Source organism: Nocardioides kribbensis (assembly GCF_015070375.1).
Taxonomy (GTDB): domain Bacteria; phylum Actinomycetota; class Actinomycetes; order Propionibacteriales; family Nocardioidaceae; genus Nocardioides; species Nocardioides kribbensis.
On record NZ_JADCLL010000006.1, the window covers coordinates 98,510 to 123,489 of the forward strand.

Annotated in this window: 23 protein-coding genes; 3 read left to right on the plus strand and 20 right to left on the minus strand. The window is 73.8% G+C overall.

The genetic code is table 11. The annotated features are described in order from the left end of the window. Positions 1-87 precede the first annotated feature (87 nt). The 8 genes from IR170_RS13695 to rimP form a co-directional block, all read right to left on the minus strand. Complete coding sequence (locus IR170_RS13695) at positions 88-1,089, minus strand: hypothetical protein (RefSeq protein ID WP_193664914.1); 1,002 nt, start codon at positions 1,087-1,089, stop codon at positions 88-90. After that, positions 1,089-2,021, minus strand: a complete 933-nt coding sequence (locus tag IR170_RS13700; RefSeq protein WP_193664916.1) for a bifunctional riboflavin kinase/FAD synthetase — start codon at positions 2,019-2,021, stop codon at positions 1,089-1,091. Before IR170_RS13700 ends, IR170_RS13695 begins: the two co-directional genes overlap by 1 nt. 23 nt (positions 2,022-2,044) lie before the next feature. Continuing rightward, complete coding sequence (gene truB, locus IR170_RS13705) at positions 2,045-2,962, minus strand: tRNA pseudouridine(55) synthase TruB (protein WP_193664918.1); 918 nt, start codon at positions 2,960-2,962, stop codon at positions 2,045-2,047. After that, a complete protein-coding gene (rbfA, locus tag IR170_RS13710; RefSeq protein WP_193664920.1) occupies positions 2,959-3,495 on the minus strand; it encodes a 30S ribosome-binding factor RbfA in 537 nt (178 codons plus the stop codon). Before rbfA ends, truB begins: the two co-directional genes overlap by 4 nt. Before the next feature lie 72 nt (positions 3,496-3,567). Then, positions 3,568-6,459 (minus strand): translation initiation factor IF-2, encoded by a 2,892-nt coding sequence (gene infB, locus IR170_RS13715; protein WP_193664922.1) that lies wholly within the window; start codon positions 6,457-6,459, stop codon positions 3,568-3,570. Between the two features lie 90 nt (positions 6,460-6,549). Then, positions 6,550-6,984 (minus strand): YlxR family protein, encoded by a 435-nt coding sequence (locus tag IR170_RS13720; protein ID WP_308196082.1) that lies wholly within the window; start codon positions 6,982-6,984, stop codon positions 6,550-6,552. Between the two features lie 57 nt (positions 6,985-7,041). Beyond that, entirely contained in the window at positions 7,042-8,034 is a 993-nt protein-coding gene (nusA, locus tag IR170_RS13725; protein ID WP_056904576.1) for a transcription termination factor NusA, read from the minus strand. Next, positions 8,034-8,612: a ribosome maturation factor RimP gene (rimP, locus tag IR170_RS13730; RefSeq protein ID WP_193664924.1), complete on the minus strand. Its 579-nt coding sequence runs from the start codon at positions 8,610-8,612 to the stop codon at positions 8,034-8,036. The genes nusA and rimP overlap by 1 nt, the downstream gene beginning before the upstream one ends. 160 nt (positions 8,613-8,772) lie before the next feature. On the opposite strand from rimP, the gene IR170_RS13735 reads away from it, so the two are divergent. Both IR170_RS13735 and IR170_RS13740 read left to right on the plus strand, forming a co-directional pair. After that, the gene (locus IR170_RS13735) at positions 8,773-9,360 is read left to right on the plus strand and encodes a hypothetical protein (RefSeq protein ID WP_193664926.1); all 588 of its coding nucleotides are present in this window, start codon (positions 8,773-8,775) and stop codon (positions 9,358-9,360) included. Beyond that, positions 9,357-9,830: a DUF4439 domain-containing protein gene (locus IR170_RS13740; RefSeq protein ID WP_193664928.1), complete on the plus strand. Its 474-nt coding sequence runs from the start codon at positions 9,357-9,359 to the stop codon at positions 9,828-9,830. Before IR170_RS13735 ends, IR170_RS13740 begins: the two co-directional genes overlap by 4 nt. Before the next feature lie 402 nt (positions 9,831-10,232). Here IR170_RS13740 and IR170_RS13745 read toward each other — a convergent pair whose 3' ends face one another. The 3 genes from IR170_RS13745 to IR170_RS13755 form a co-directional block, all read right to left on the minus strand. Next, a complete protein-coding gene (locus IR170_RS13745; RefSeq protein WP_193664930.1) occupies positions 10,233-11,213 on the minus strand; it encodes a zinc metalloprotease in 981 nt (326 codons plus the stop codon). A 167-nt stretch (positions 11,214-11,380) separates the two neighbouring features. Then, positions 11,381-12,094 (minus strand): HAD family hydrolase, encoded by a 714-nt coding sequence (locus tag IR170_RS13750; RefSeq protein WP_193664932.1) that lies wholly within the window; start codon positions 12,092-12,094, stop codon positions 11,381-11,383. Positions 12,095-12,108: 14 nt separating this feature from the next. Further along, positions 12,109-13,890 carry a proline--tRNA ligase gene (locus tag IR170_RS13755; protein ID WP_193664934.1) on the minus strand — a complete coding sequence of 594 codons (1,782 nt, stop codon included), beginning with the start codon at positions 13,888-13,890 and terminating at the stop codon, positions 12,109-12,111. Between the two features lie 145 nt (positions 13,891-14,035). On the opposite strand from IR170_RS13755, the gene IR170_RS13760 reads away from it, so the two are divergent. Beyond that, entirely contained in the window at positions 14,036-15,067 is a 1,032-nt protein-coding gene (locus IR170_RS13760) for a hypothetical protein (RefSeq protein WP_193664936.1), read from the plus strand. Between the two features lie 38 nt (positions 15,068-15,105). Here IR170_RS13760 and IR170_RS13765 read toward each other — a convergent pair whose 3' ends face one another. The 9 genes from IR170_RS13765 to IR170_RS13805 all read right to left on the minus strand — a co-directional run bounded on the left by IR170_RS13765 (position 15,106) and on the right by IR170_RS13805 (position 24,920). Next, a complete protein-coding gene (locus tag IR170_RS13765) occupies positions 15,106-15,489 on the minus strand; it encodes a DoxX family protein (RefSeq protein WP_251531323.1) in 384 nt (127 codons plus the stop codon). 42 nt (positions 15,490-15,531) lie between these two features. Continuing rightward, positions 15,532-16,377, minus strand: coding sequence for a GNAT family N-acetyltransferase (locus IR170_RS13770; protein WP_156697692.1), 846 nt, complete (start codon positions 16,375-16,377; stop codon positions 15,532-15,534). Between the two features lie 95 nt (positions 16,378-16,472). Next, the gene (locus IR170_RS13775) at positions 16,473-17,048 is read right to left on the minus strand and encodes an SHOCT domain-containing protein (RefSeq protein WP_193664937.1); all 576 of its coding nucleotides are present in this window, start codon (positions 17,046-17,048) and stop codon (positions 16,473-16,475) included. 41 nt (positions 17,049-17,089) lie between these two features. Then, the gene (gene ispG, locus IR170_RS13780; RefSeq protein WP_056862409.1) at positions 17,090-18,241 is read right to left on the minus strand and encodes a flavodoxin-dependent (E)-4-hydroxy-3-methylbut-2-enyl-diphosphate synthase; all 1,152 of its coding nucleotides are present in this window, start codon (positions 18,239-18,241) and stop codon (positions 17,090-17,092) included. A 31-nt stretch (positions 18,242-18,272) separates the two neighbouring features. After that, a complete protein-coding gene (locus IR170_RS13785) occupies positions 18,273-19,637 on the minus strand; it encodes a M50 family metallopeptidase (protein WP_193664940.1) in 1,365 nt (454 codons plus the stop codon). Beyond that, a complete protein-coding gene (dxr, locus tag IR170_RS13790) occupies positions 19,634-20,746 on the minus strand; it encodes a 1-deoxy-D-xylulose-5-phosphate reductoisomerase (RefSeq protein ID WP_319805080.1) in 1,113 nt (370 codons plus the stop codon). The genes IR170_RS13785 and dxr overlap by 4 nt, the downstream gene beginning before the upstream one ends. 106 nt (positions 20,747-20,852) lie before the next feature. Continuing rightward, positions 20,853-22,259: a 4-aminobutyrate--2-oxoglutarate transaminase gene (gene gabT / locus IR170_RS13795; RefSeq protein WP_228941789.1), complete on the minus strand. Its 1,407-nt coding sequence runs from the start codon at positions 22,257-22,259 to the stop codon at positions 20,853-20,855. After that, positions 22,256-23,482: a saccharopine dehydrogenase family protein gene (locus IR170_RS13800; protein ID WP_319805081.1), complete on the minus strand. Its 1,227-nt coding sequence runs from the start codon at positions 23,480-23,482 to the stop codon at positions 22,256-22,258. The genes gabT and IR170_RS13800 overlap by 4 nt, the downstream gene beginning before the upstream one ends. Before the next feature lie 4 nt (positions 23,483-23,486). Next, a complete protein-coding gene (locus IR170_RS13805) occupies positions 23,487-24,920 on the minus strand; it encodes a gamma-aminobutyraldehyde dehydrogenase (RefSeq protein ID WP_056862403.1) in 1,434 nt (477 codons plus the stop codon). Positions 24,921-24,980: the final 60 nt, after the last annotated feature.

The window sequence follows — 24,980 nt, forward strand, 5'->3', positions numbered from 1 at the left end:
CGGTCCGCGTCCCGGACGGTGCGGGGCCAGCGGCGGGTGCCAGGGGGTCCGGGGGCGGCGCCGGGGTCCGCCGCGAGCGGGAGGGGGTCAGGCCGCGGTGCGGGCGCGCAGCGCGAGGTAGACCGCGCGCATCCCCACGGCCCGCTCGACGTGACGGGTGACGCCGGAGAAGAACTGCTCACGGTAGGTCTCGTCGGTGACCGCCGAGACCGTGAAGTAGAGACCGGAGAAGGCGGCGAGGAAGAGCGCGACCTTCACCAGCTCCACCGAGACGCTCGGCAGCCAGGTGAGGCTCGTGATGCTCTCGCGGGCGGTCCAGGCCAGCTGCACCTGCTCCCCCATGGCCAGGGAGCCGAAGAGCAGGAAGAAGGCGAAGACCATCGCCACCAGCAGCAGCACCTGCACGGCCTGGATGACCAGGAGCACGAGCACGAGGTTCCACCGCTCGAAGCCGGTGACCTCGGCGCGGGACGCAGGATCGGCCGTCGCGTCGGCGAGCAGCTCCTCGCAGGCGGCCTCCAGCGGTGTGCCCCGGCAGGCGCGCCGCAGGAACGCGTCGTCGACCGCGTCGTCGGCGCGGTCGACCTCCTCGGGCAGCCGCACCAGCAGGAAGGCCACGGCCAGGCCGCCGAGCAGCAGCACCAGCAGCCACAGCACGCCGGGGGCGAGGCTGGCCGAGAGCTGCCACACCTCGGCGTTGATGAAGAGGAAGGTCATGAAGAGCAGCAGCAGCGGCAGCGCCCGGGTGGCCATCGGCAGCAGCAGCCGCAGGCTGCCGAACGTCCGGCCCAGCGCCCAGGCGAGGATCGGGCGCAGTCGCAGCGCCGTGAGGGCGTACCAGCCGAGGGCCGCCAGCCCGAGCGAGACGAGCAGCGCCGGCGCCGCGCTGAGCTCACCCACCAGCCACGCCAGCAGACCGCCCAGGGTGCCGGCCACGACCGCGACGACCAGCAGCAGGGGTGCGGTGCGGCCGGGCTTGAGGGCCTGGCGCGCCGCCGCACGCTCGGAGGGCACGAAGTAGGTCAGGCCGTTGCGGGCGAACCACGTCTCCGCGGCCGCGAGGTCGGTCGGGGTCGACGACTCCCCCATCAGCCGAGCAGCAGGTCGCGGGCCCGCGCGACGTCGTCGGCCATCTGCACCAGCAACTCCTCGACCGAGGCGAAGGCGGTCATGCCGCGCAGGCGCTCGACGAAGGAGACCTCGACCTCGACGCCGTAGAGCTCGAGGTCGGTGCGGTCGAGCACGTAGCTCTCCACGCGCCGGTCGCGCTCCCCGGCGAAGGTCGGGTTGGTGCCGACGCTGATCGCGGCGGGCAGCGGGTCGCCCGTCGCGCCGACGCGGCGCAGCCAGCCGGCGTAGACGCCGTCGGCCGGGGCCGCGACGCTCGCGTCGATCGGCACGTTGGCCGTGGGGTAGCCGAGCTCGCGCCCGCGCTGGTCCCCCTGCACCACGACGCCGCGCACGGCGTAGGGCCGACCGAGCGCCTCGGCCGCGCCGGCCACGTCGCCGGCGGCCAGGCACGTGCGCACGTAGGTCGACGACCACACCATCGGGCCGCCGTCGAGCGGGATGCCCTCGGCGGCGAAGTCGTGGCGCAGCCCCTCCTCGACCAGCGTGGTCACGTCGCCGGCGGCCTTGTGGCCGAAGCGGAAGTTGGCCCCGACCACGACGCTCGCGGCGTGCAGCGCGTCGACGAGGACCTTGACCACGAACTCCTCGGGCGTCCAGGCCGCCACGGCGCGGTCGAAGGGCAGGGCCAGCACGGCGTCGGCGCCGGCCTCGTCGAGCAGCGCGGCGCGTGCCTCCATCGTGGTGAGCGTCGTCGGCGCGTGCTCGGGACGCAGCACGGCCATCGGGTGCGGGTCGAAGGTGACCGCGACGACGGGGCGGTCGCCGGCGAGCGAGCGCGCCCTCGCCAGCACGCGACGGTGACCGAGGTGGACGCCGTCGAAGTTGCCGACCACCACGACCGAGCGCGGCTGGTCCGGGGGGACGTCGTCGAGGGAGCGCCAGATCTGCACGGTCAAACCCTAGACCCGGGCCCTCAGACGAAGACGGCGACCGCCCGCGCCCGGTCGTCGCGGGGCTCGTAGAGGGCCAGGAACTCCCCCGCCGGGTCGAAGAGCGCGGTGAGGCCGTCGAGCGCCAGGCCGAGCGGGCGCCCGATGCGCACGTCACCGGCCTGACGCGCGTCGAGGTCGAGGGACGCGAACGCCGCGCGCGCGGCGGCGGCGACCGGCAGCAGTGCGCCGGCACCCTGCTCGACCAGCTGCTCCAGGGGGGTGGCGACCGTGAGGTCGTAGGGCCCGACGGCCGTGCGGCGAAGGGCGGTCAGGTGGCCGCCCACGCCCAGCACGCGACCCGCGTCACGGGCGATGGCGCGCACGTAGGTGCCGCTGGAGCAGCGCAGCGCGACGTCGACGTCGACCACGTCGGTGGTCGGGGACGCGCCGGCGCCATCCCCCGTCACCGCACCGCCGGGCACCCGGCGCACGTCGAGGACCGTGAGCTCGTGGACCGTGACCGGGCGGGCGGCGAGCTGCACGTCCTCGCCGTCGCGCACGCGCTGGTAGGCGCGCTTGCCGTCCACCTTGATGGCCGAGACCGCGGTCGGCACCTGCTCGATGTCGCCGACGAAGCCCGCGAGGCTCTCGCGCACCGCCGCCTCGTCGAGGTGACCGGCCGGCGTGGTCGAGACGACCTCGCCCTCGGCGTCGTCGGTGGTCGTGGCGACCCCGAGGCGCACGGTGGCGGCGTAGGCCTTCTCGGTGAGCATGAGGTGGCCCAGCAGCCGGGTCGCCCGGTTGGCGCCGAGCACGAGCACGCCGGTGGCCATCGGGTCGAGCGTGCCGGCGTGGCCGACCTTGCGCGTGCCGAGCGCCCGGCGCGCCCGGGACACCACGTCGTGCGACGTGATGCCGCCGGGCTTGTCGACGACCAGCAGGCCGGCGAGGTCGGTCACCGGAGCTCGTCGCCCCCGGCGTCGGGCTCCGCCGCCGGCACGCCGTCCGCGGCGACCCCGTCCACGTCGTCTGCCTCGTCGGCCTCGTCGTCGGCCTCGTCGTCGGCCTCGCGGGGTTTCTTGTACGGGTCCTCCCCGCCGGCGTACGTCGCACCGCGCGCAGCGGCCACGGCCTCGTCCTGGGCCCGGGCGCGCGCGAGGACCTCGTCGAGCTGCCGGGCGGTGTCGGGGAGCGCGTCGGCGACGAAGGTCAGCGTGGGCACGTGGCGCATGCCGAGCTGCTTGCCGACCTCGGAGCGGATCAGGCCCTTGGCCGACTCCAGCGCGGCGGCGGTGCCGGCCCGGGCGGCCTCGTCGTCGCCGTCGGCGCCGAGCACGGTGTAGAAGATCGTGGCCTGCTGGGTGTCGCCGGTGACGCGCACGTCGGTGACGGTGACGAAGCCGAGGCGCGGGTCCTTGACGCGACGCTCGAGCATCTCGGCGACGATGACCTGGATCCGGTCGGCGATCTTGCGGACTCGGGGGCTGCTCATGTTCTCACTCTCTCGCACGCCCGGCTGGGGCGCTGGCTGGCGGTGGCCTCGCGGACCGGCTCGGAAGGTCGATCAGGAGCGCGGGATCTCGCGCATCTCGAAGGACTCCACGACATCGCCGATCTTGATGTCCTGGAAGTTGCGCAGCACCAGACCGCACTCGAAGCCCTCGCGGACCTCGGAGGCGTCGTCCTTCTCCCGGCGCAGGGAGGACAGGTCGAGGTTGTCGGCGACCACGGCGTTGTCGCGCAGCACGCGCGCCTTGGCGTTGCGTCGCACGACACCGCTGGTGATCATGCAGCCCGCGATGTTGCCGATCTTCGACGAGCGGAAGATCTCGCGGATCTCCGCCTGGCCGAGCACCGACTCCTCGTAGACCGGCTTGAGCATGCCCTTGAGGGCCGCCTCGATCTCCTCGATCGCCTGGTAGATGATCGAGTAGTAGCGGATCTCGACGCCTTCCTTGTCCGCCATCTCGGTCGCCTTGCCCTGGGGCCGGACGTTGAAGCCGATGATGATGGCGTCGGAGGCGGCGGCCAGGTCGACGTTGGTCTCGGTGATCGCACCGACACCGCGGTCGATGACCCGCAGGCTGACCTCGTCGCCCACGTCGATGTGCGACAGGGCGTCCTCGAGCGCCTCGACCGAGCCGGACACGTCGCCCTTGAGGATGAGGTTGAGCTCCTGGCTCTCGCCCTTCTCCATGGAGGCCATGAAGTCCTCGAGGGTGCGACGCACGCGGCGCTTGGCCTGCATGGCCGCCCGCTCGCGCGACTCGCGCTTCTCGGCGATCTGGCGGGCCATCCGGTCGTCCTCGACGACGATGAAGTTCTGACCCGCGCCGGGCACGGCGGTCAGACCCAGCACCATCGCGGGGCGCGACGGGTCGGCCTCGGTGATGTTCTCGCCGTGCTCGTCGAGCATGGCCCGCACGCGGCCGTAGCCGGCGCCGGCGACGATCGAGTCGCCCACGCGCAGCGTGCCGCGCTGGACCAGCACCGTGGCGACCGGGCCGCGGCCGCGGTCCAGGTGCGCCTCGACCACGAGGCCCTGCGCGTCCTGCGTGGGGTTGGCCCGCAGGTCGAGCGAGGCGTCGGCGGTGAGGACGACGGCCTCGAGGAGCTTGTCGAGGTTGAGCTCGGACTTGGCCGAGACGTCGACGAACATCGAGTCGCCGCCGTACTCCTCGGGCACGAGGCCGTACTCGGTGAGCTGGCCGCGGACCTTGGTCGGGTCGGCGTCGGGCTTGTCGATCTTGTTGACCGCGACCACGATCGGCACACCGGCGGCCTTGGCGTGGTTGAGCGCCTCGACCGTCTGCGGCATGACGCCGTCGTCGGCCGCGACCACGAGGATCGCGATGTCGGTCGCCTGGGCACCACGGGCACGCATGGCGGTGAACGCCTCGTGACCGGGGGTGTCGATGAAGGTGATGCGACGCTCGTCGCCGTCGACCTCCGCCGCGACCTGGTAGGCACCGATGTGCTGCGTGATGCCGCCGGCCTCCTTGGCCACGACGTTGGCGTTGCGCAGCGCGTCGAGCAGCTTGGTCTTTCCGTGGTCGACGTGACCCATGACGGTCACGACCGGCGGCCGGATGACCAGGTCGCTCTCGTCGCCCTCGTCCTCGCCGAACTCCAGGTCGAAGGACTCGAGCAGCTCGCGGTCCTCGTCCTCGGGGGAGACGACCTGGACGACGTAGTTGAGCTCCTCGCCGAGCAGCTCGAAGGTCTCGTCGTTGACCGACTCGGTGGCCGTGACCATCTCGCCGAGGCTGAAGAGCATCTGCACGAGGGAGGACACGTCGACGCCGATGCGCTCGGCGAAGTCGGTCAGCGAGGCGCCGCGGGGCAGCTTGACGGTCTCGCCGTCGCCCTTGCGGACGCGCACGCCGCCGATGGTCGGCGCCTGCATCGCCTCGAACTCCTGGCGACGCGCCCGCTTCGACTTGCGACCACGACGCGAGGGACCGCCGGGGCGACCGAAGGCACCCTGCGTCTGACCGCGCTGGCCGGGACGACCGCCGCCGGGACGACCGCCACCGGTGGGGCCGAAGCCGCCGGGACGACCCGGGGCACCGCCGCCGCCGGGGCCACCGCGACCGGGGGCGCCGGGACGACCCGGGGCACCGCCGCGACCGGGGGCACCCGGGCGACCCGGAGCGCCGGGACGACCGCCCGGACCCTGGCCGAACGCGGCCGGGGACTTGGGCATCATCGCGGGGTTGGGACGGGGCATGCCCGAGCGACCCGGCGCACCCCCGTCGCGACCGGCCGGCGGACGCGGCGGACGCTGGTCACCGGCGCTCGCGCCGCCACCGGCACCGCCGGGAGCGGGCGCGGCGGGACCGCGGTCGCCGCCGGGGGCCGGGGCGGAGGGCCGACGGCCCATGCCCTGGTTGGACGAGAAGGGGTTGTTGCCCGGGCGCGGCGCGCCGGGGCGGCCGACCGGACGGGGTGCCGGCGACTTGGGGGCACCCGGAGCGGGGGCCGCCTTCGCGGCGGGAGCGGCGGGTGCTGCGGGGGTGGCCTTGGCCGCGGGTGCAGCCGGCGCCGCGGGGGCGGCCGGAGCCTCCGGAGCCGCGGGCGCCTGCTTGCGCGGGGCCGGCTTGGGGCCCGGGCGCGGGCCCGACGGGGCGGGCGCGCTCGGTGCGGCGGCGGCCGGCGCGGCGGCCGGAGGCGTCGACGCCGCCGGCTGGGCCGGGGCGGCGGGCGCCGGGGCGGCGGGCTTCGCCGCAGCGGCGGGGCCGGGCTTGGCGGCGGGGGCGCTGGGTGCGGGGGCGGCGGCGGGGCCGTCGCTCTTCAGCTGGGGTCCGACCTCCTTGCGGAAACGCATCTCCGCAGGGAGCTCGACGGTCGAGCTCGCCGACTTGACGAACTCCCCCATCTCCTTGAACTTCTCGAGAACGAACTTGCTCTCGACACCGAACTCCTTGGCGAGCTCGTGAACGCGGGTCTTGGCCACAATTCTCCTAATCGGCCCCTCGACCCGGTCGGGTGTCTACGAGAGGCGGTGGTGGTGGTGCAAACTCATCGGAAAGAACTCATCGAGTGCTCATGAGCTGCTGCTCCAGTCCTGGTCGTTCGATCCGGAAGTGGATCTGCTGGTCGATCGTGATCGGTCGTCGTGCTCGCGGGCTGCGACCCACTCCCCCACCGGCGCGCTGCCCGGGCCGTCGGTGAGCCGGAGGGCCCGCCCGAACGCCTTGCGTCGCACCGCGAGGTCGTAGCAACCGGTGGTGGGGTGCAGGTGTGCTCCCCGGCCGGGCGCGGTGCCGTCGGGATCGGGCACGACGACCGAGCGGCCGTGCGCGTCCGAGCCGGCGGTCACCCGCAACAACTCGCGCTTCGCGGCCCGGGTCCGACAACCCACGCAGGTCCGGACGGGGCCCTCGAGGGGCCGGTCGTCCGGGGAGGTGCGGGAGCTGTCTGGTCGAGCCACTGTGACGATCCTAGCCCGACACGCCCGACCTTTCCGAACCGGCGCCACGGTGCGGCGCCGCCGGAGCCCCCGGACGGCACCGGGTCCCGCCGGTCGCCCGACCGGTCAGTCGCCCGGTCGCTCGGTCGGCGCCTCGTCGGAGCGGATGTCGATGCGCCACCCCGTCAGGCGGGCGGCCAGGCGGGCGTTCTGCCCCTCCTTGCCGATGGCCAGGGAGAGCTGGAAGTCGGGCACGACCACGCGCGCCGAGCGGGCGGCGAGGTCCACGATCTCCACCGACGTCACCCGGGCCGGGGACAGCGCGCTGGCGACGAGGGTCGCGGGGTCCTCCGACCAGTCGACGATGTCGATCTTCTCGCCGTTCAGCTCGGCCATCACGCTGCGCACGCGCTGCCCCATGGGCCCGATGCACGCCCCCTTGGGGTTGATGCCGGTGGTGCCGGGGCGGGCGTGCACGGCCATCTTGGTGCGGTGACCGGCCTCGCGCGCGATCGCGGCGATCTCGACCTGACCGCTGGCGATCTCGGGCACCTCGAGGGCGAAGAGCTTCTTGACCAGGTTGGGGTGGCTGCGCGAGAGCGTGATCTGCGGGCCGCGCATGCCCTTGCGCACCGACACCACCAGGCACTTGATGCGGCTGCCGTGGGTGTACTGCTCGCCCGGGACCCGCTCGCCCACCGGCAGCAGGGCCTCGAGCTTGCCCAGGTCGACCATCACGTCGTCGGGGTTGCGTCCCTGCTGGACGACCCCGGAGATGATGTCGCCCTCCTTGCCGGCGAACTCCCCGAAGCGGATGTCGTCCTCGGCGTCGCGCAGGCGCTGGAGCATGATCTGCTTCGCCGTCGTCGCCGCGATCCGGCCGAACCCGGCCGGGGTGTCCTCGAACTCCCCGACCTTGACGCCGTCGTCGTCGAGCTCGGCGGCGAGCACCGTGACGTGGCCGCTCTTGCGGTCGAGCTCGACCCGCGCCTGCTCGCTGGCCCCCGGGGACTTGTGGTAGGCCGTGAGCAGGGCCTGCTCGATCGCCTCCACCAGCACCTCGAAGGAGATCTCCTTCTCGCGCTCCAGCATCCGCAGGATGCTCATGTCGATGTCCATCAGGCGTCCTCCCCCTCGTCGTCCCCGTGCTCGGTGTCGTGCTCGGTGTCGTGCTCGGTGTCGTCCTCGGCGTCCCCGGCCCCGTCGGGCTCCTCGGAGCCGGCCCGGCCGCCGCCCGGGCGGTTGAACTCCACCTGCACCAACGCCTTGGCGACCTCGGCGTAGGTGACCAGCTGCTGCTGGCCCGCGACGTCGAGCGTGGCGGTCTCCTGGCCGGTGTCGGTGATGCGACCGGTCATGCTCGTGCCGTCGGCGAGGGTGACCTTGACCAGGCGGTCGGTGTTGCGGCGCCAGTGGCGCGGGAGCGTGAGCGGGCGGTCGACGCCGCGGGAGGTGACCTCGAGGGTGTAGGGGTGCTCGCCCATCACGTCGGACTCGTCGAGCACCCGGTTGACCTCACGGGTGGCCTCGGCGACGTCGTCGAGGGTGACCCCGCCGTCCTGGTCGACCGCGACCCGCAGGACCCGACGCTTGCCGGCGGGGGTGATCTCCACCGCCTCCACGTCGAGCCCGAGAGCGGCGAGGGGGCCGGTGAGCTCCGCCTCGATCCGCTCGCTGTCCTGTCGTGTGCTGCTCACGGGTCGCAGCCTCCCTCTTCTCTTGTGTGCACTGCCGTCCGGCCCACGGTGGAGACCCACCGGGTCGGGCGGTCCACGATAGCCCGTGGGCCGACCCCTCCGCCCATCGCGGGCGACCGCGCGGCCGCGGCCCGGCACCGGGTCGCGCTAGGGTCGTGCGGTGCCTGCGCCGCTCCGTCGAACCACCACCGGACCGGCCGCGTCGGCCGGTGCGTCGCGGCGCTCGGTGCTGACCGGCCTCGCCGGCGCCGCCGTGGTCCTGCCGGCGGTCGGCGGGTGCAGCGGCGGCGACCCGGCCCGCACCGCTCCGACCCCGGCCGACCCACGCCCACCCGGCAGCGCCGGGGAGCAGGACGGGTCCGCCCCCGGCGCCGACGGCGACCTCGTCACGACGGTCGTCGGCGACCTCGCCGCCGCCCGCGCCCTCGCGGAGAGGACCGTGCGCCGCCACCCGGGCCTGCGGTCGTCGCTGCGCCCCGTGGCGGGACTGCACACGACCCACCTCGACCTGCTCGGAGGTGCGCCCGCCGACGACGCGCGCCGGGACGACTCCCCCGTGGCCCCCGGGGCCGGTGCGGCGCTGCTCGGCGTACGACGGGGCGAGGAGCGGCTGGTGCGGCGGCTCACGACCTGGGCCGTGGCGGCCGAGAGCGGCGAGCTGGCCCAGGCGCTGGCCGCGATGGCGGCGGGCACCGCGCAGCGCCTGGCCGTCCTCCCGGCGACGCCACCTCGCGGGGGTGCGGCATGAGCGGCCCCGCGACCTCGGACACCACGGCGCAGGACGGCGCCGGCCGAGCCGCGCTCGTCGCCGCGCTCCAGGCCACGCTCGAGGGCGAGCACGCGGCCGTCTACGTCCTCGGCGTGCTCGGCGCCCGCACCTCCGCATCGGCCTCCCCCGAGCTCTACGCGCGCCTCCAGGGGCTCTACGCCGCGCACCGCGCGCGTCGCGACGACCTCAGCGGCGCCCTGCTCTCCCTCGGCGAGGACCCGGTCGGGGCCGCGGTCGCCTACGACGTGCCCGGGCCGTCCGGGCAGGGACCCGGCGCGGTCACGGACACCGCCCGCGGCGTCGAGGCCCGGTGCGCGCAGGCCTACGCCGCGCTCGTCGGGAGCAGCACCGGGGCGCGACGCCGGTGGGCCGTCGACGCGCTGCGCGTCACGGCGGTGGGGCTGCTGGACCTGGGCGGCTCGCCGGAGGCGCTGCCCGGCACCGCCTGAGCCGCAGCACCGCGTGCGACCCGCGGCGGCCGTGGCCGCCCGGTGGGCGCACCGCCCGTCGACCCGGCCGGAAATGCGACGATCCGCGAACTCGCGTCGTCGAGGAAGTCCCGAGATCTCCCCCGAGGACGCGAGTCCGCGGACCGTCGTGGCCGGGGACGTGGCCGGTGCTCACGCGGATCGGTGTGGGTCCGTCCCGCGCTACGTGCAGAATCATGCAACGCGCCGCCGGAGCGCCGCGAGCCGCGCGGCTCCTCAGGAAGTTGCATTGCACAAACCTGCAGAACGGCAGGTCCGTGCAAGCGGCACCTACCTGCCACACGCGCGCACGGCCCGTCCCGCGGTGCGGGACGGGCCGTGCGTGAGGGCCGAGCGTGACGGGCTGCGGCGAGCGCGCGTGGATCAGCCGCGGTAGGCGGTCCACATCTGCTGGCTGCGGGTCGCCTGGCCCGCGGTGAACATGGTGTAGCAGGAGTCGTAGCTGTAGTCCATGAAGTTGTGGATGGGGTCGAGGCCCGGCAGCGTGCAGGAGTCGCGACCCTCGGGGCAGCCCGTGGTCGAGCTCGACTGCGCGGGGGTGTCGCCCACCTCGTCGTTGGTGCTCGTGCAGCCGCCCTGGAAGGTGTGGTAGAGCCCGAACCAGTGACCGGCCTCGTGGGTGGCGGTCTCGCCGAGGTTGTAGTTGGTGGCCGCGCCGCCCGGCAGCGAGGTGTACTGCACGCGGATGCCGTCGATGCCGGGGTTGCGCTTGTAGTCCCACGGGAAGGTCGCGATGCCGAGGTAGTCGAAGTCGACCAGCCAGATGTTCAGCGCGTTGGCCCCGCCCTTGCGGGTCTGCTTGCGGTAGGTGGCGCTCTGCTTGTCCTGGTGCCACTGGGTGTTGTTGAAGCGGTCGACGCCGGCGAGGGTGAACTGGAAGCCGGTGTCGGCGGCCTCGGTGGACTTGCCGCCGCTGAAGCTGGTGTTCATGACCGCGATCTGCTGGGCGATCTGGCTGTTGGTGACGTCGCCCCCGCCGTTGGCGTCGCGCATCACGTGGACGTAGACGGGCACGGTCGCACCCACCGCGCGGGCGCCGGGGCGGCGCTCCTGCTCGAGGCGCTCCTGCTCCAGGCTCTCCTGCTCCAGGCGGCGCTGGAAGTCCCGCTCGATCCGCTCCTGCTCGAGCGCGTCGATGGCCCGGTGGTCGCGCACGCGCTCGCCGCCGCGGGCGGCGGCCGCCTCGTCGTGGCCGTGGGCGTCGGCGACGACGCAGTCGCGCGAGACGTCCCCGGTGGTCATGGCCTGGGCCGGCGCGAACGAGCCGAGGGCCAGGGTGGTGAGGAGGAGCGCGCCCGGCCCGAGGACGGCGGCGGAGCGGCGGAGCTGGCGGGTCATGCCCATGGAGTGGGGATCCTTCGTGCGGGCCGGCGTTCGTCGCGGCCAGGTGGGCCGATCCTGCAACAGAACCACCGGCCGCAGCGGCCCCAGGGCGCTGCACGTTCGTGCAATGCAGGAACGTGCAGGAGATCGTGCAGCGCGTCGCCCCGGCGCGCGGCGCGGCGCCGGGGTCAGGCCCAGCCGCGCACGACGTCGAGCACCCCGCCGATGCTCGACACCACCGCATCGGGCACGCCCTCGGTGTGGCCGCGCTGCTCGTCGGGGATGGTGCTGTGCGGCACGTGGACGGCGCGCAGACCGGCCTGCTGGGCGCCCCACACGTCGTCGAAGAGCCGGTCGCCGACGTAGACGCACCGCGTCGGGTCGCTGGCCCCGACGGCGTCCATCGCGGCCCGGAAGGCGTGGCGGGACGGCTTGGTCCAGGCGATCTCCGAGGTGTAGACGTCACCGTCGAGCAGGTCGAGCACGCCGTCGCGCTCGAAGAAGCCGCGGTGCCAGGCGCGCGGCCAGATCGTGTTGGAGAGCACCCCGACGAGGATCCCGTCGGCGCGCAGCGCCTCGAGGAGCGGTCGGACCTCGGGGTCGGTGGCGGTGTGGGGCTCCCAGAAGGCGCGGTAGGCCTCGAGCAGCTCGGGGTCGTGGGCCAGGCCGGCCTCGTCGAAGAGGTCGGCGACGGTGGCGCTGCGCTGGTGGTCGCGGCTGCGCCCCCACACCACGGCACCGGCCTCGTGCAGGCGCGCGGCGTGGACGTCGTCGCCGTGCTCCGACTCCACCACCGCCCGAGCGAGGGCCAGCGACTCGGCGTGGAAGTCGACGTCGTGCCACTGCGTCAGCGTGCCTCCCCAGTCGAAGAGGACCGCCTCGACGCCGCCTGTCCCGCCCATCGCGCCTGCTCCCCTCAGGCGCGGACGAGCCGCACGAGGTGGCCGACGACGTGGTCGGCGGCGACGTCCTCACGCTCGCCCGAGGCGCGGTCGCGCACCTCCACCGTGCCGGTCTCGGCCAGGCTCTTGCCGACGACCACGACGGTCGGCACGCCGATCAGCTCGGCGTCCTTGAACTTCACGCCGGGGCTGACCTTGCCGGTGCGGTCGTCGTAGAGCACGTCGAGCCCCTGGCCCGACAGCTCGTGGGCGATGCGCTCGGCCGCGGCGAGGACCGCCTCGTCCTTGCCGGCCGCGACCAGGTGGACGTCGGCGGGCGCGACGTTGCGCGGCCAGGACAGCCCGCTCCCGTCGAGGGTGCCCTCGGCGATCGCGGCCACCGCGCGGGTGCACCCGATGCCGTAGGAGCCCATCGTGACCGTGACCAGCTTGCCGTTCTCGTCGAGCACCTTGAGGTCGAGCGCGTCGGCGTACTTGCGTCCGAGCTGGAAGATGTGGCCCATCTCGATGCCGCGCGCGGTCTCCAGCACGCCGCCGTCGGTGCCGCCGCAGGCGGGGCACAGGTCGCCGTCGCGCACCTCGGCGGCCTCGATGGTGCCGTCGGCGGTGAAGTCGCGGCCGGCCACGAGGTCGAGCACGTGGCTGCCGTCGACGTCGGCGCCGGTGACCCAGCGGGTGCCGTCAACGACCCGGGGGTCGACGACGTAGCGGATGCCGGAGGCGCTCTCCTCGCCCAGCACGCCGGGGCCGATGTAGCCCTTGACGAGCGCGGGGTGGGCGGCGAACTCGGCCTCGCCGAAGGGCTCGACCTCGATCGGCTCGAGCTGGCCCTCGAGCCGCTTCTGGTCGACCTCGCGGTCGCCGGGCAGGCCGATGGCGAGCGGCTCGCGCGTGCCGTCGGGGTGCTTGAGCACCACCAGCACGTTCTTCAGGGTGTCGGCGGCGTGCCAGGGGCGGTCCTCGCGGGGGAACGCCTCGTCGAGGTGGGCCACCAGCGAGTCGATGGTGGGGGTGCCGGGGGTGGCCTCGGCGCGCGCGGCGGGCGCGTCCTCCCATCCGGAGGCGGGCGGGGTCAGCACCTCGACGGCCTCCACGTTGGCGGCGTAGTCGCAGCGCGTGCAGCGGACGTAGGTGTCCTCCCCCACGTCGGCCTTGGCGAGGAACTCCTCCGAGCGGGAGCCGCCCATCGCGCCCGAGGTGGCCTTGACCACGACGTACTCGAAGCCGAGACGGTCGAAGATGCGCACGTAGGCGTCGCGGTGGGCCTGGTAGCTGGCGTCGAGGCCGGCGTCGTCGACGTCGAAGGAGTAGGAGTCCTTCATCGTGAACTCGCGTCCGCGCAGGAGGCCGGCGCGGGGACGGGCCTCGTCGCGGTACTTGGTCTGGATCTGGTAGATCGAGAGGGGCAGGTCCTTGTAGGAGGAGTACAGGTCCTTGACGACGAGGGTGAACATCTCCTCGTGCGTCGGGCCGAGCAGGTAGTCGGCGCCCTTGCGGTCCTTCAGGCGGAAGATGCCGTCGCCGTACTCGGTCCAGCGGTTGGTGGCCTCGTAGGGCTCCCGGGGCAGCAGTGCGGGGAAGCTGAGCTCCTGGGCGCCGATGGCGTCCATCTCCTCGCGCACGATGGCCTCGACCTTGCGCAGCACCTTCAGGCCCAGCGGCAGCCAGGAGTAGATGCCGGGCGCGGCGCGACGGATGTAGCCCGCGCGCACCAGCAGGCGGTGGCTGGGCACCTCCGCGTCGGCGGGATCGTCCCTCAGGGTGCGCACGAACAGGGTCGACATCCGCAGGATCATGGGCTCAGCGTAGGGGTGGTGCCGCCGACGGCACGAACCAGTTGTCCGCTCCCCGCGGGAGCGGGCGCAACCGATCACGCCGGGCGCGCGTCTCCACCAGGAGCCCGGACCCGCCGGGCCACCAGCCCGGGAGGACCGACCACCCATGGACCGCACCCGCACCCGCACCCGCACCCGACGGCTCCCCTCCGCGCTCGCCGCGGCAGCAGCCGCCCTGGCCACCCTGTCGTGCTCGATCCTCGTCGGGCCGGGCGCCGGCGCGGCGAGCGCCGAGGCGGCGACGCCGGTCGCGCCCGGCTCGCTGACCCGCGGCGCCGACCCGGCGGTGCCCGTGCTCGCGGGACGCACGATCACCGACGGTGAGCGCACCGTCCGCGTGCCCGGCCGCTCCCCCTCCCTGCTCGGCGCCTCCGGCGACGGGTACGTCGTCGCCACCGGGCTCGACGGGCGCCGACCGGTGCTGCTGCTCGACGGGTCGGGGCGCCACACCCTCGTCGACGACCTCGGCACCGACGACGCGCGGCTGGCCTCCGACGGCTCCGTCGTCGTCCTCACCCGCTACCGGTTCGCCGCGCAGAGGTCACGGGTGCGGGTCCTCGACGTCGCCACCGGGTCGATCGCGCAACGCCGAGGGTTCGAGGGCTTCGCGAACGTCCTCGACGCCGACGCCACCCGGGTCGTCGTCTCCACCTTCCCTCCCCGCGCCACGATGCTCTGGGACCTGGCCGCGGACCGGGTCGAGCTCGTCGGCCGGCAGCCGGGCTACGCCGCCTCGCTCGCCGACGACCGGCTCGCGGTCCACACCGGCGACCCCTACCGGGGCGGGTGCAGCCGCGTCGTGCGGCTGCAGGACCCCTCGCGGACGCTGTGGCGATCGTGCGAGGAGCGGGTGACGGCCTTCGCCCCGGGCGGTGAGCGCCTCGCCACGGTCGGTCTGCTGGCCGACGGCCGCGGCCCGCAGGACGTGTGGGCGCGCGGCACCGACGGCACCCTGCTGCAGCACTACACCGTGGCCGGCTGGTTCGGGCTCGTGCAGTGGGAGGACACGACCGGGCTGCTGCTCGACAGCCACGGGGGGCGCCGAGCGGCACTCGTGCGCTGCGACACCGACGCCACCGTCACCGACGGCGGGTGCGAGCGGGCCGGGGACCTGAGAGCCGTGACCGCAGGGTCCTGACGTACGTCGACCCGGCGGGTCCGGTCGGGCCGCGCGGCTCAGGCGCCGCGGGCGACCTTGAGCGCCACCCGCACCAGCTCGGCCTGCAGCGGCAGCCGGGCCAGGGTGCCGGCGCGCAGCACCGCGCTGCGGCTGCGGCGCGCGTCGGCGGCCATCTTCACGTTGCCCGGGAAGACCCCGACCAGGAGCGCGGCGCTGGCCCAGCCGGCGGCGCGGCGCGTCGCCGGCACCGCCATGCCCGCGGCGCACGCCAGCTCGGCGACGCCACTGCCCCAGATGACCTCGCGGTGGGCCGGCACCCACGCGGGCATCAGCGGCTCGAAGGTCTGCGGTCGCACGAGGTGCACCACACCGCTGGTGACGAAGGCCCCGGCGAGGAGCTTGGCGGCGAGGGGCAGCGGAGCGGCGGTGGGTGCGGGCACGGCCCGAGGCTAGTGGGCCGCGGAGGCGGGGAGCGGGCCGGCTCAGAACATGACGGTCGAGAAGCGCGCGGTCTCCTCGAAGCCGACCGCGGCGTAGGTCCTCCGGGCGGGCTCGTTCCACTCGTTGACGTAGAGCGACACCGTCGGTGCGATCTCGGCGCGCACCAGCTCGGCGACCGCCGCCATGCCCGCGACGGCCAGCCCCTCGCCGCGACGGTCGGCGGGCACCCAGACGCCCTGCACCTGCGCGGCGTGGGGCGAGGCGCAGGCGACCTCGGCCTTGAAGACGAGCCGGCCGTCGTCGAAGCGGGCGAAGGACCAGCCCCGGCTCACCAGCTGCGTGACCCGGGCGCGGTAGAGCTCCGCACCGCCGCCCTGCTCGGGGGAGACGCCCACCTCCTCGGTGTACATCGCCACGCACGCGGGGTAGAGCTCGCCCATGTCGGCGCGCGTCGTGCGCCGTACGCCCGGGTCGGGGGCGACGTCGGGGGTGCGGGCGAGCTCGAGGTGGGGCTGGCGCCACCGGGTCTCGCGGGGCCGGCCCCACGACGAGGCGAGGTGACCCCACAGCACCTCGACGGCCTCGTGGGGGCCCACGATGGTCGACACGCTGCGCCCGCGGGTCAGCGCGCGCTCCGCGAAGGCGCGGGCGTCGTCGGCGGTGGCGCCGATCGGCACCAGGTTGGCGCCGACGTGGCACGCGGCGACGAGGCGGCCGTCGACGAAGCGGCCCCACACCTCCCCGCCCAGCCAGCGGGGCTCCAGGTTGGTCGTGCGCGCCCGGTAGTCGGCGAAGACGTTGACCACGGGGTCGAGCTCGACGAGCGCGAGGAACTCGTGGAGGTCGGCCGCCCCCAGGGGGCGCACGCCGTGGCGGGTGGTCAGCACGCCTGGAGCCTACGACCACCGGCCCTCCGGGGTGTCACCCCGACGAGGGGCGGGCGGGACCGGGACGCGCGACGCGACGGCGGCGCGCGGACCACTCAGAGGTCGTCGAGGACGACACGGCGACGCGCGTCGTACTCCTCGTCGGTGATGAGGCCCTGCTCGCGCAGGTCGAGGAGGGTCCGCAGGCGGGCGGCGACGGAGGGCGGGTCCGACGCCGGGGGGACGGCGGCAGCCGGACCGGCCGGGCCGGCCGGAGCGCTGCCGCGCAGGCTGGCCGCGAGGTAGGTCGCCTCGAGCCCGTCGTCGCTGCCCAGCGCCATCAGCGAGGCGTCGCGCTCGCTCATGCCGGACTCGCGCGCCATGCGACGCGCCACCGAGACCCGCCACAGCGCGGCGACGAGGCCGGCGACCAGGCCGAGCACCACGAGCGCGGCCACCAGGCCCGCGGCACCGCTGGCTCCCCCGGACTCGGTGAACGGGCTGTCGGGGTAGGTGGCCACCCACCCTCCGTCGGAGCGGGTGCAGGTGGGGAGCTGGCCCTCGGCGTTCATCCGGGCGCACTTGTCCGGCAACCGACCCGACCCATCGGCGGCGACCGCGGGGCGCGGGAGCGCACCCAGCAGCAACGACACCGACCCGAGCGCGGCCCCGAGCCGCCAGACCCTCGTCATGGCCGACACTCTAGGGCGCTCGCACGCCCTGTGGGCGGGACTCAGCCGACGCTGACCTCGGCGGCGGCGCCGTCGACGGCCTCCATGCCCTCGGCGATGCGCATGGCCTCCTCGATGAGGGTCTCCACGATCTGCGACTCCGGCACGGTCTTGATGACCTCGCCCTTGACGAAGATCTGGCCCTTGCCGTTGCCGGAGGCGACGCCGAGGTCGGCCTCGCGCGCCTCGCCCGGACCGTTGACGACACAGCCCATGACGGCGACGCGCAGCGGCACCTCCATGCCCTCGAGACCGGCGGTGACCTCCTCGGCGAGCTTGTAGACGTCGACCTGGGCGCGGCCACAGCTGGGGCACGAGACGATCTCGAGCTTGCGCGGGCGCAGGTTGAGCGACTGCAGGATCTGGATGCCGACCTTGACCTCCTCGACCGGCGGGGCCGAGAGCGAGACGCGGATCGTGTCGCCGATGCCCTGGCTCAGCAGGGCCCCGAAGGCGGTGGCCGACTTGATGGTGCCCTGGAAGGCCGGGCCGGCCTCGGTGACCCCGAGGTGCAGCGGCCAGTCACCGGCCTCGGCGAGCAGCTCGTAGGCGCGGACCATCACGACGGGGTCGTTGTGCTTCACCGAGATCTTGAAGTCGTGGAAGTCGTGCTCCTCGAAGAGGCTGGCCTCCCACACCGCCGACTCCACGAGGGCCTCGGGCGTGGCCTTGCCGTACTTGTCCATGATGCGCTTGTCGAGGGAGCCCGCGTTGACGCCGATGCGGATGCTCGTGCCGCGGTCCTTGGCGGCCCGGGCGATCTCCTTGACCTGGTCGTCGAACTTGCGGATGTTGCCCGGGTTGACGCGCACCGCGGCGCAGCCGGCGTCGATCGCGGCGAAGACGTACTTGGGCTGGAAGTGGATGTCGGCGATGACCGGGATCTGCGACTTCTGCGCGATCGCGGGCAGGGCCTCGGCGTCGTCCTGGCTCGGGCAGGCCACCCGCACGATGTCGCAGCCGGTCGCGGTGAGCTCGGCGATCTGCTGCAGCGTGGAGTTGATGTCGGACGTCAGCGTCGTGGTCATCGACTGCACCGAGACGGGCGAGTCGCTGCCGACCCCCACCGAGCCGACCTTGATCTGGCGGGTGGGGCGGCGCGGGGCGAGCACGGGCGGCGGGGCCGACGGCATCCCCAGGTTGATCTCGGTCATGCCCCCAGGCTACTGCGCACCCCGCAGGGCCTCAGAACGGCGTGGCGACGGGGGCGACGAGGTCGCCGACGATGAGCACGACACCCATGACCAGCAGCGCGGAGGCGACGACGTAGGCGACCGGGAGGAGCTTGGCCGCGTCGACGTAGCCGGGGTCGGGCCGACCGCGCAGGCGGGCGGCGCCGCGACGGATCCACTCCCAGGTGGCACTGGCGATGTGGCCGCCGTCGAGGGGCAGCAGCGGCACGAAGTTGAAGACGCCGATGAAGAAGTTGAAGCCGGCGATCAGCGAGAGCAAGAAGGCGACCTTGTCGCCGCCGGGGATCTGCTCGGCCGAGCTGACCTCGCCCGCGATCCGGCCGCCGCCGACGATGCTGACCGGGCTGTCGGCCGCGCGCTCCTCGACGCCGACGATGGCCTGGCCGACCTCGTAGACCTTGACCGGGAGGGTGACCAGGGCCTGCACGGTGTCCTTGGCCATGACCCCCATCTGCTCGAGGGTGTAGAGCGGGCCGCCCCGGGTGACGACCAGCTCGACGGTGGGCGTCACGCCCAGGAAGCCGACCTGGCGCAGGGTCTCGTCGGTCTCCGAGGTCGGCCGGGTCTCCACCGTGGTGCTGGTCGTGCCGGTGAGCTCGCGGCCGTCGCGCTCGTAGCCGATGACGGCCTCGCCGTCGGCGTTGTCGCGGATCAGCGCGCGCAGCTGGTCCCAGCCGGTGACGGCCGTGCCGTTGAAGGAGGTGATGGTGTCGCCGGGTCGCAGGCCGGCGTCGCTGGCCGGGCTGGCCGGGTCGTCGGCCGCGCACTCACGACCCTCGTCGGAGTAGGGGATGACGCACTGCGAGACCGTGTCGACGACCGGCGCACCGGCCTCGGGCTCGATGGTGCGGGTGCCGTAGGTGCCGAAGACGATCCAGAACAGGAAGAAGGCGATGAGGATGTTGACCGTGGGGCCGCCGGCCATCACCACGATCTTCTTCCACGAGGCCATCTTGTAGAAGAGACGGTCACTGTCCTCGGGGCGCACCAGCTCCCACTCCGCCGCGCGGGCGTCGGAGATGAGCTGGGTGAACATGCCGGTGTTGGACTTGCGCACGCGGGTCACGGTGTTGCCGTCGGCGTCGACGGTGGTCTCGTCGGCCAGCTGCGCGGCGCCGGGCGGCAGCATGCCGACGATCTTGACGTAGCCGCCGAGCGGGATGGCCTTGACGCCGTACTCGGTCTCGCCGACCTGCTTGCTCCACACGGTGGGGCCGAAGCCGATGAAGTACTGCGTCACCTTCCCGCCGAAGCGCTTGGCCGGGATCATGTGGCCGAGCTCGTGCAGACCGATCGAGACCAGGATCGCGACGACGAAGACGAGCACGCCGAGGAGGTAGAGCAGGGCGGTGGTCATCGGCTTCCTCGGCTCGTGGAGCGGATCGTGGCGCGGGCCGTCTCACGGGCCCAGGAGTCGGCAGCGAGCACGCCGTCGAGGGTGAGCTGCTCGTCCGAGGGTACGTCGTGACCGCGCAGCACCGCAGCGACCACGTCGACGATCCCGGTGAAGCCCAGCCGGCCGTCGCGGAAGGCCGCGACGCACTCCTCGTTGGCGGCGTTGTAGACCGCGGGGGCCGTGCCCCCGCGCCGACCGGCCTCGCGGGCCAGGGCGACGGCGGGGAAGGCCTCGTCGTCGAGCGGGTCGAAGCGCCACGTCTGCGCCGTCGACCAGTCGACGGGGGCCGCGGCGCCGGGCACCCGGTCGGGCCAGGCCAGGCCGAGCGCGATCGGGATCATCATCGTGGGCGGGCTGGCCTGCACCAGCGTGGAGCCGTCGGTGAACTCCACCATCGAGTGCACGACGCTGGTCGGGTGCACCACGACCTCGATGTCGTCGTAGGGCACGCCGAAGAGCAGGTGGGCCTCGATCACCTCGAGGCCCTTGTTGACCAGGGTCGCGGAGTTGATCGTGATGACCGGCCCCATCGACCAGGTGGGGTGGTCGAGCGCCTCGGCCGGGGTGACCTCGGCGAGCTGCTCGCGGCTGCGCCCGCGGAAGGGCCCGCCGCTGGCGGTGAGCACGAGCCGGCGCACCTCCTCGCGCGCCCCGCCGCGCAGGCACTGCGCGACGGCGGAGTGCTCGGAGTCGACCGGCACCACCTGGCCGGGAGCCGCCGCGGCCAGCACCAGCGGGCCGGCCATGATCAGCGACTCCTTGTTGGCCAGGGCCAGCGTCGAGCCCGACTCCAGCGCGGCCAGGGTGGGCCGCAGGCCCACCGCTCCGGTGATGCCGTTGAGCACGACGTCGGCGCCGAGGCCGGCGGCCTCGACCGAGGCCTCCTCCCCCAGCCCGCTGTACGCCGGGCGCAGCTCAGCCACCTGCTGCGCGAACAGCTCGGGCTGGCCGCCCCCGGCGCTCAGCCCGACCACGCGGAACCGGTCGGGGTGGGCCCGCACGAGGTCGAGGGCCTGGGTGCCGATCGAGCCGGTGGAGCCGAGGATGACGATGTCGCGACGCTCACTCACACGCGCCAGTCTCCCCCGTCGCGCCCGGGCCGGCCGCGGGGCCCCGCGACCGGCCCCGCGAGCGGCCGCGCGACCGGTCCGACGGGCGGCCCGGCCGGGCTCACCGTCAGGGTGCGACCGGGGTGACGGGCTCGGCGTCGGGGGCGGTGGCGGCGAAGGCCTCGGCGACGACGTCGAAGGCCTCGTGCAGCAGCGCGTCGGGGATCGACAGCGGCGGCAGGAAGCGGAAGACGTTGCCCCAGGTGCCGCAGGTGAGCACCACGACGCCGTTGCGGTGGCAGTGGGCCGCGACGGCGGCGGTGCGGGCGGCGTCGGGGGTGGTCGTGCCGGGCTCGCACAGCTCGATGGCCATCATGGCGCCGCGACCGCGGACGTCGGCGACGACGGGGTGCTCGGCGGCCAGCGCGGTGAGGCGCTCGGTCATCAGCGCGCCGAGGTCGCGGGCGCGACCCACGAGGTCGTGCTCGCGCATCTCCTCGATGGCGCCCAGCGCGGCGGCGCAGGCCAGCGGGTTGCCGCCGTAGGTGCCGCCGAGGCCGCCGCCGTGCACGGAGTCCATCAGCTCGGCGCGGCCGGTGACGGCGGCCAGCGGCAGCCCGCCGGCGATGCCCTTGGCCGTGGTGACCAGGTCGGGCACGACGCCCTCGTGGTCGCTGGCGAACCAGTCGCCGGTGCGGCAGAAGCCGGACTGGATCTCGTCGGCGATCAACACGACGTCGTTGTCGGTGCACCACTGCGAGAGCGCCGGCAGGAAGCCCGGGGCCGGCACGACGAAGCCGCCCTCGCCCTGCACCGGCTCGATGACGACGCAGGCCAGGTTGGTGGCACCCACCTGCTTCTCGATGACGTCGATGGCGCGCGCGGCCGCCTCGGGGCCCGAGAGCCCGTCGCGGAAGGGGTAGGACATCGGGGCGCGGTAGACCTCGCCGGCGAAGGGCCCGAAGCCGTGCTTGTAGGGCATGTTCTTGGCCGTCATGGCCATCGTGAGGTTGGTGCGGCCGTGGTAGGCGTGGTCGAAGACGGCCACGGCGTCCTTGCCGGTGGCGACGCGGGCGATCTTCACGGCGTTCTCGACGGCCTCGGCGCCGGAGTTGAAGAGGGCCGACTTCTTGGCGTGCGAGCCGGGGGTGAGCTCGGCGAGGGCCTGCGCGACGTCGACGTAGCCGTCGTAGGGCGTGACCATGAAGCAGGTGTGGGTGAAGGCCTGGACCTGCTCGGTGACGTTGCGGACCACCGCGGGGGCGGCGTTGCCGACCGTGGTGACCGCGATGCCCGAGCCGAGGTCGATGAGGGAGTTGCCGTCGACGTCGACGAGGACGCCGCCGCCCGCGGCGACCACGAAGACGGGCAGGGTCGTGCCCACGCCGTCGGCGACGTAGGCCTTCTTGCGCTCGAGGCGCTCGAGCGAGGCCGGGCCGGGGATCGCGGTGACCAGGCGCCGCTCCTGCGGCAGGCCCACGTTGGTGGCGGGGCCGGTCGGGGTGGTCGGGGCGTGCTGCTGGGTGTCGGTCACGAGTCCATCTCCTTCATTCCCCACGGGCTGCCGTAGGCCGTGAGCAGGTCGAGGAAGGGTACGGCGTCGAAGGCCTCGGGGCCCAACACGCCGGCCCCGCGCCACACGCCGGTGGCGAGCAGCTCGAGGGCGACCACGGGGTTGACCGCGGTCTGCCACACCACGCACTGGTGGCCGTACTCCTGCATCGTCCAGGCGTTGTCGACCACGTGGTAGAGGTAGGTCGACCGGGGCGCGCCGTCCTTGCCGAGGCCGGTGACCCAGAGCCCCGCGCAGGTCTTGCCGCGCATCCGCGGGCCCACGGTGGCCGGGTCGGGCAGCACCGCGGCGACGACGTCGCGCGGGCTGACCTCGACGCCCTTGACGCGCACCTTCTCGGTGCGGTCGAGGCCCAGGGTGTGCAGGGCCTTGAGGATGGAGATGAACTCCTCGCCCAGGCCGTACTTGAAGGTCGCGCGCCGGCAGTCGATCCAGCGCGGCATGAGGAGCACCTCCTCGTGCTCGACGTTGACGCACTCGACCGGCCCGATGCCCTCGGGGAAGTCGAAGACCTCGGGCTCGCTGAAGGGCGCGGTGGTCGACCACTGCCCGTCCTGCCAGACGACGGGCGGGTTGAGGCACTCCTCGATCGTGGTCCACATCGAGAACGACGGCGCGAAGACCTCGTTGCCGTCGTCGTCGGTGACCACGAGGTTGGCGCCGTCGCGCGTGCCGAGCTCGTCGATCTCGCTGAAGAGGTGGTCGGCGGCGTAGCGGGCGAAGACGTCGGACAGGCCCGGCTCGACGCCGATGCCGACCAGGGCCAGCCGTCCGGCGGCCTCCCACTCCCCCGCGACCGCGAACTGCTCGTCGCCGAGCTTCACGCCGCACTGCTCGTACGGCGCCTCCGGGTGCGGTCGCGAGAGCGACATCGCCATGTCGAGGTAGTCGGCCCCTGCGGCGAAGGCGCCCTCGAAGACCGGCATGTCGAAGACCGGGTCGACCGCGTTCATCACGTGGGTGATCCGGTGCTCGCGGCACAGCGCGCTCACCGAGCCCGCGTCGGAGGCGTCGACGCGCGCGGCGGCGTACCGCTCGTCGATCGCGGCGGCGCTCTGTGCCTTGGCCTCGTCGTAGTCGGCGACGACCAGGGCCTCGAAGAAGTCGCGGCGCGCGGCGATGGCCGCGAAGGCCGAGCCGACGCCGCCGGCACCGACCAGGAGGATGCGCATGGGGCTGCTCACCGGGTCACTCACCGTGGTAGCTCATGACGTGCTTGACCCGGGTGTAGTCCTCGAGGCTGTAGGCCGAGAGGTCCTTGCCGTAGCCGGAGTGCTTGAAGCCGCCGTGGGGCATCTCGGAGACGAAGGGGATGTGGGTGTTGATCCACACCACGCCGAAGTCGAGGCGCTTGGACATGCGCAGGGCCCGGGCGTGGTCGGCGGTCCACACCGAGGACGACAGCCCGTACTTCGTGCCGTTGGCCCAGCGCAGGGCCTCGGCCTCGTCGGAGAAGCGCTGCACCGTGATGACCGGGCCGAAGATCTCGGTCTGCACCTGCTCGTCGTCCTGGCGCAGCCCCGAGACCACGGTCGGCTCGTAGAAGTAGCCCCGCTCGCCCTGGCGGGCACCGCCGGTCTGGAGCGTGGCGTGGTCGGGCAGCCGGTCGACCATGCCGCTGACGCGGGCCAGCTGGTCGGCGTTGTTGAGCGCGCCGTAGAGCACGTCCTCGTCGTCGGGGAGTCCGGTGCGGGTGCCGCGGGCGGCCTCGGTGAGCGCGGCGACGAACTCGTCGTGCACCCCGGGGGCGACCAGCACGCGGGTGGCGGCGGTGCAGTCCTGACCGGCGTTGAAGTAGCCGGCCTCGGCGATGGCCGCGGCGGCGCGCTCCACGTCGGCGTCGTCGAAGACCACGACCGGGGCCTTGCCGCCGAGCTCGAGGTGCACCTTCTTCAGGTCGGCGGCCGCGGCCCCCGCGACCTCCATGCCGGCGCGCACCGATCCCGTGATCGAGACCATCTGCGGTGTCGGGTGCTCGACCAGCCGGCGGCCGGTGTCACGGTCGCCGCACACGACGTTGAGGACCCCGGGCGGCAGGAACTCCTGGGCCAGCTCGGCGAGCAGCACCGAGGTCGCCGGGGTGGTGTCGCTGGGCTTGAGCACGATGGTGTTGCCGGCGGCCAGCGCCGGGGCGATCTTCCAGATCATCATCATCAGCGGGTAGTTCCACGGCGTCACCTGGCCGATGACGCCGATCGGCTCACGGCGGATCCACGAGGTGTGGTCGGCCATGTACTCCCCCGCCGACTTGCCCTCCAGCAGCCGCGCCGCCCCGGCGAAGAAGCGGAAGTGGTCGACGCCGACCGGGAGCTCCTCGGTGGCGGTCAGGCCCAGCGGCTTGCCGGTGTCGCGCGACTCCACGCGCACGAACTCCTCGCTGCGCCGGTCGAGGGCGTCGGCGATGCCCAGCAGCGCGGTCATCCGCTCCTGCGGGGTGGTCTCGCCCCAGGTCTCGAAGGCCCGGTCGGCGGCGGCGTAGGCGCGGTCGACGTCCTCGGCGTCCGAGAGCGGCGCGGCGGCGTAGACCTCCCCCGTCGTGGGGTCCTCCACGTCGTAGGTGGCGCCGGAGGCGGCGGCGACGAGCTCGCCGTTGACAACGTTCTGGAAGGTCTGGTCGGCCATGACCGGAGCCTAGTCAGAAGACAACGGAATCTGTAGACCTCCGCCCGATCCGATGCGAAA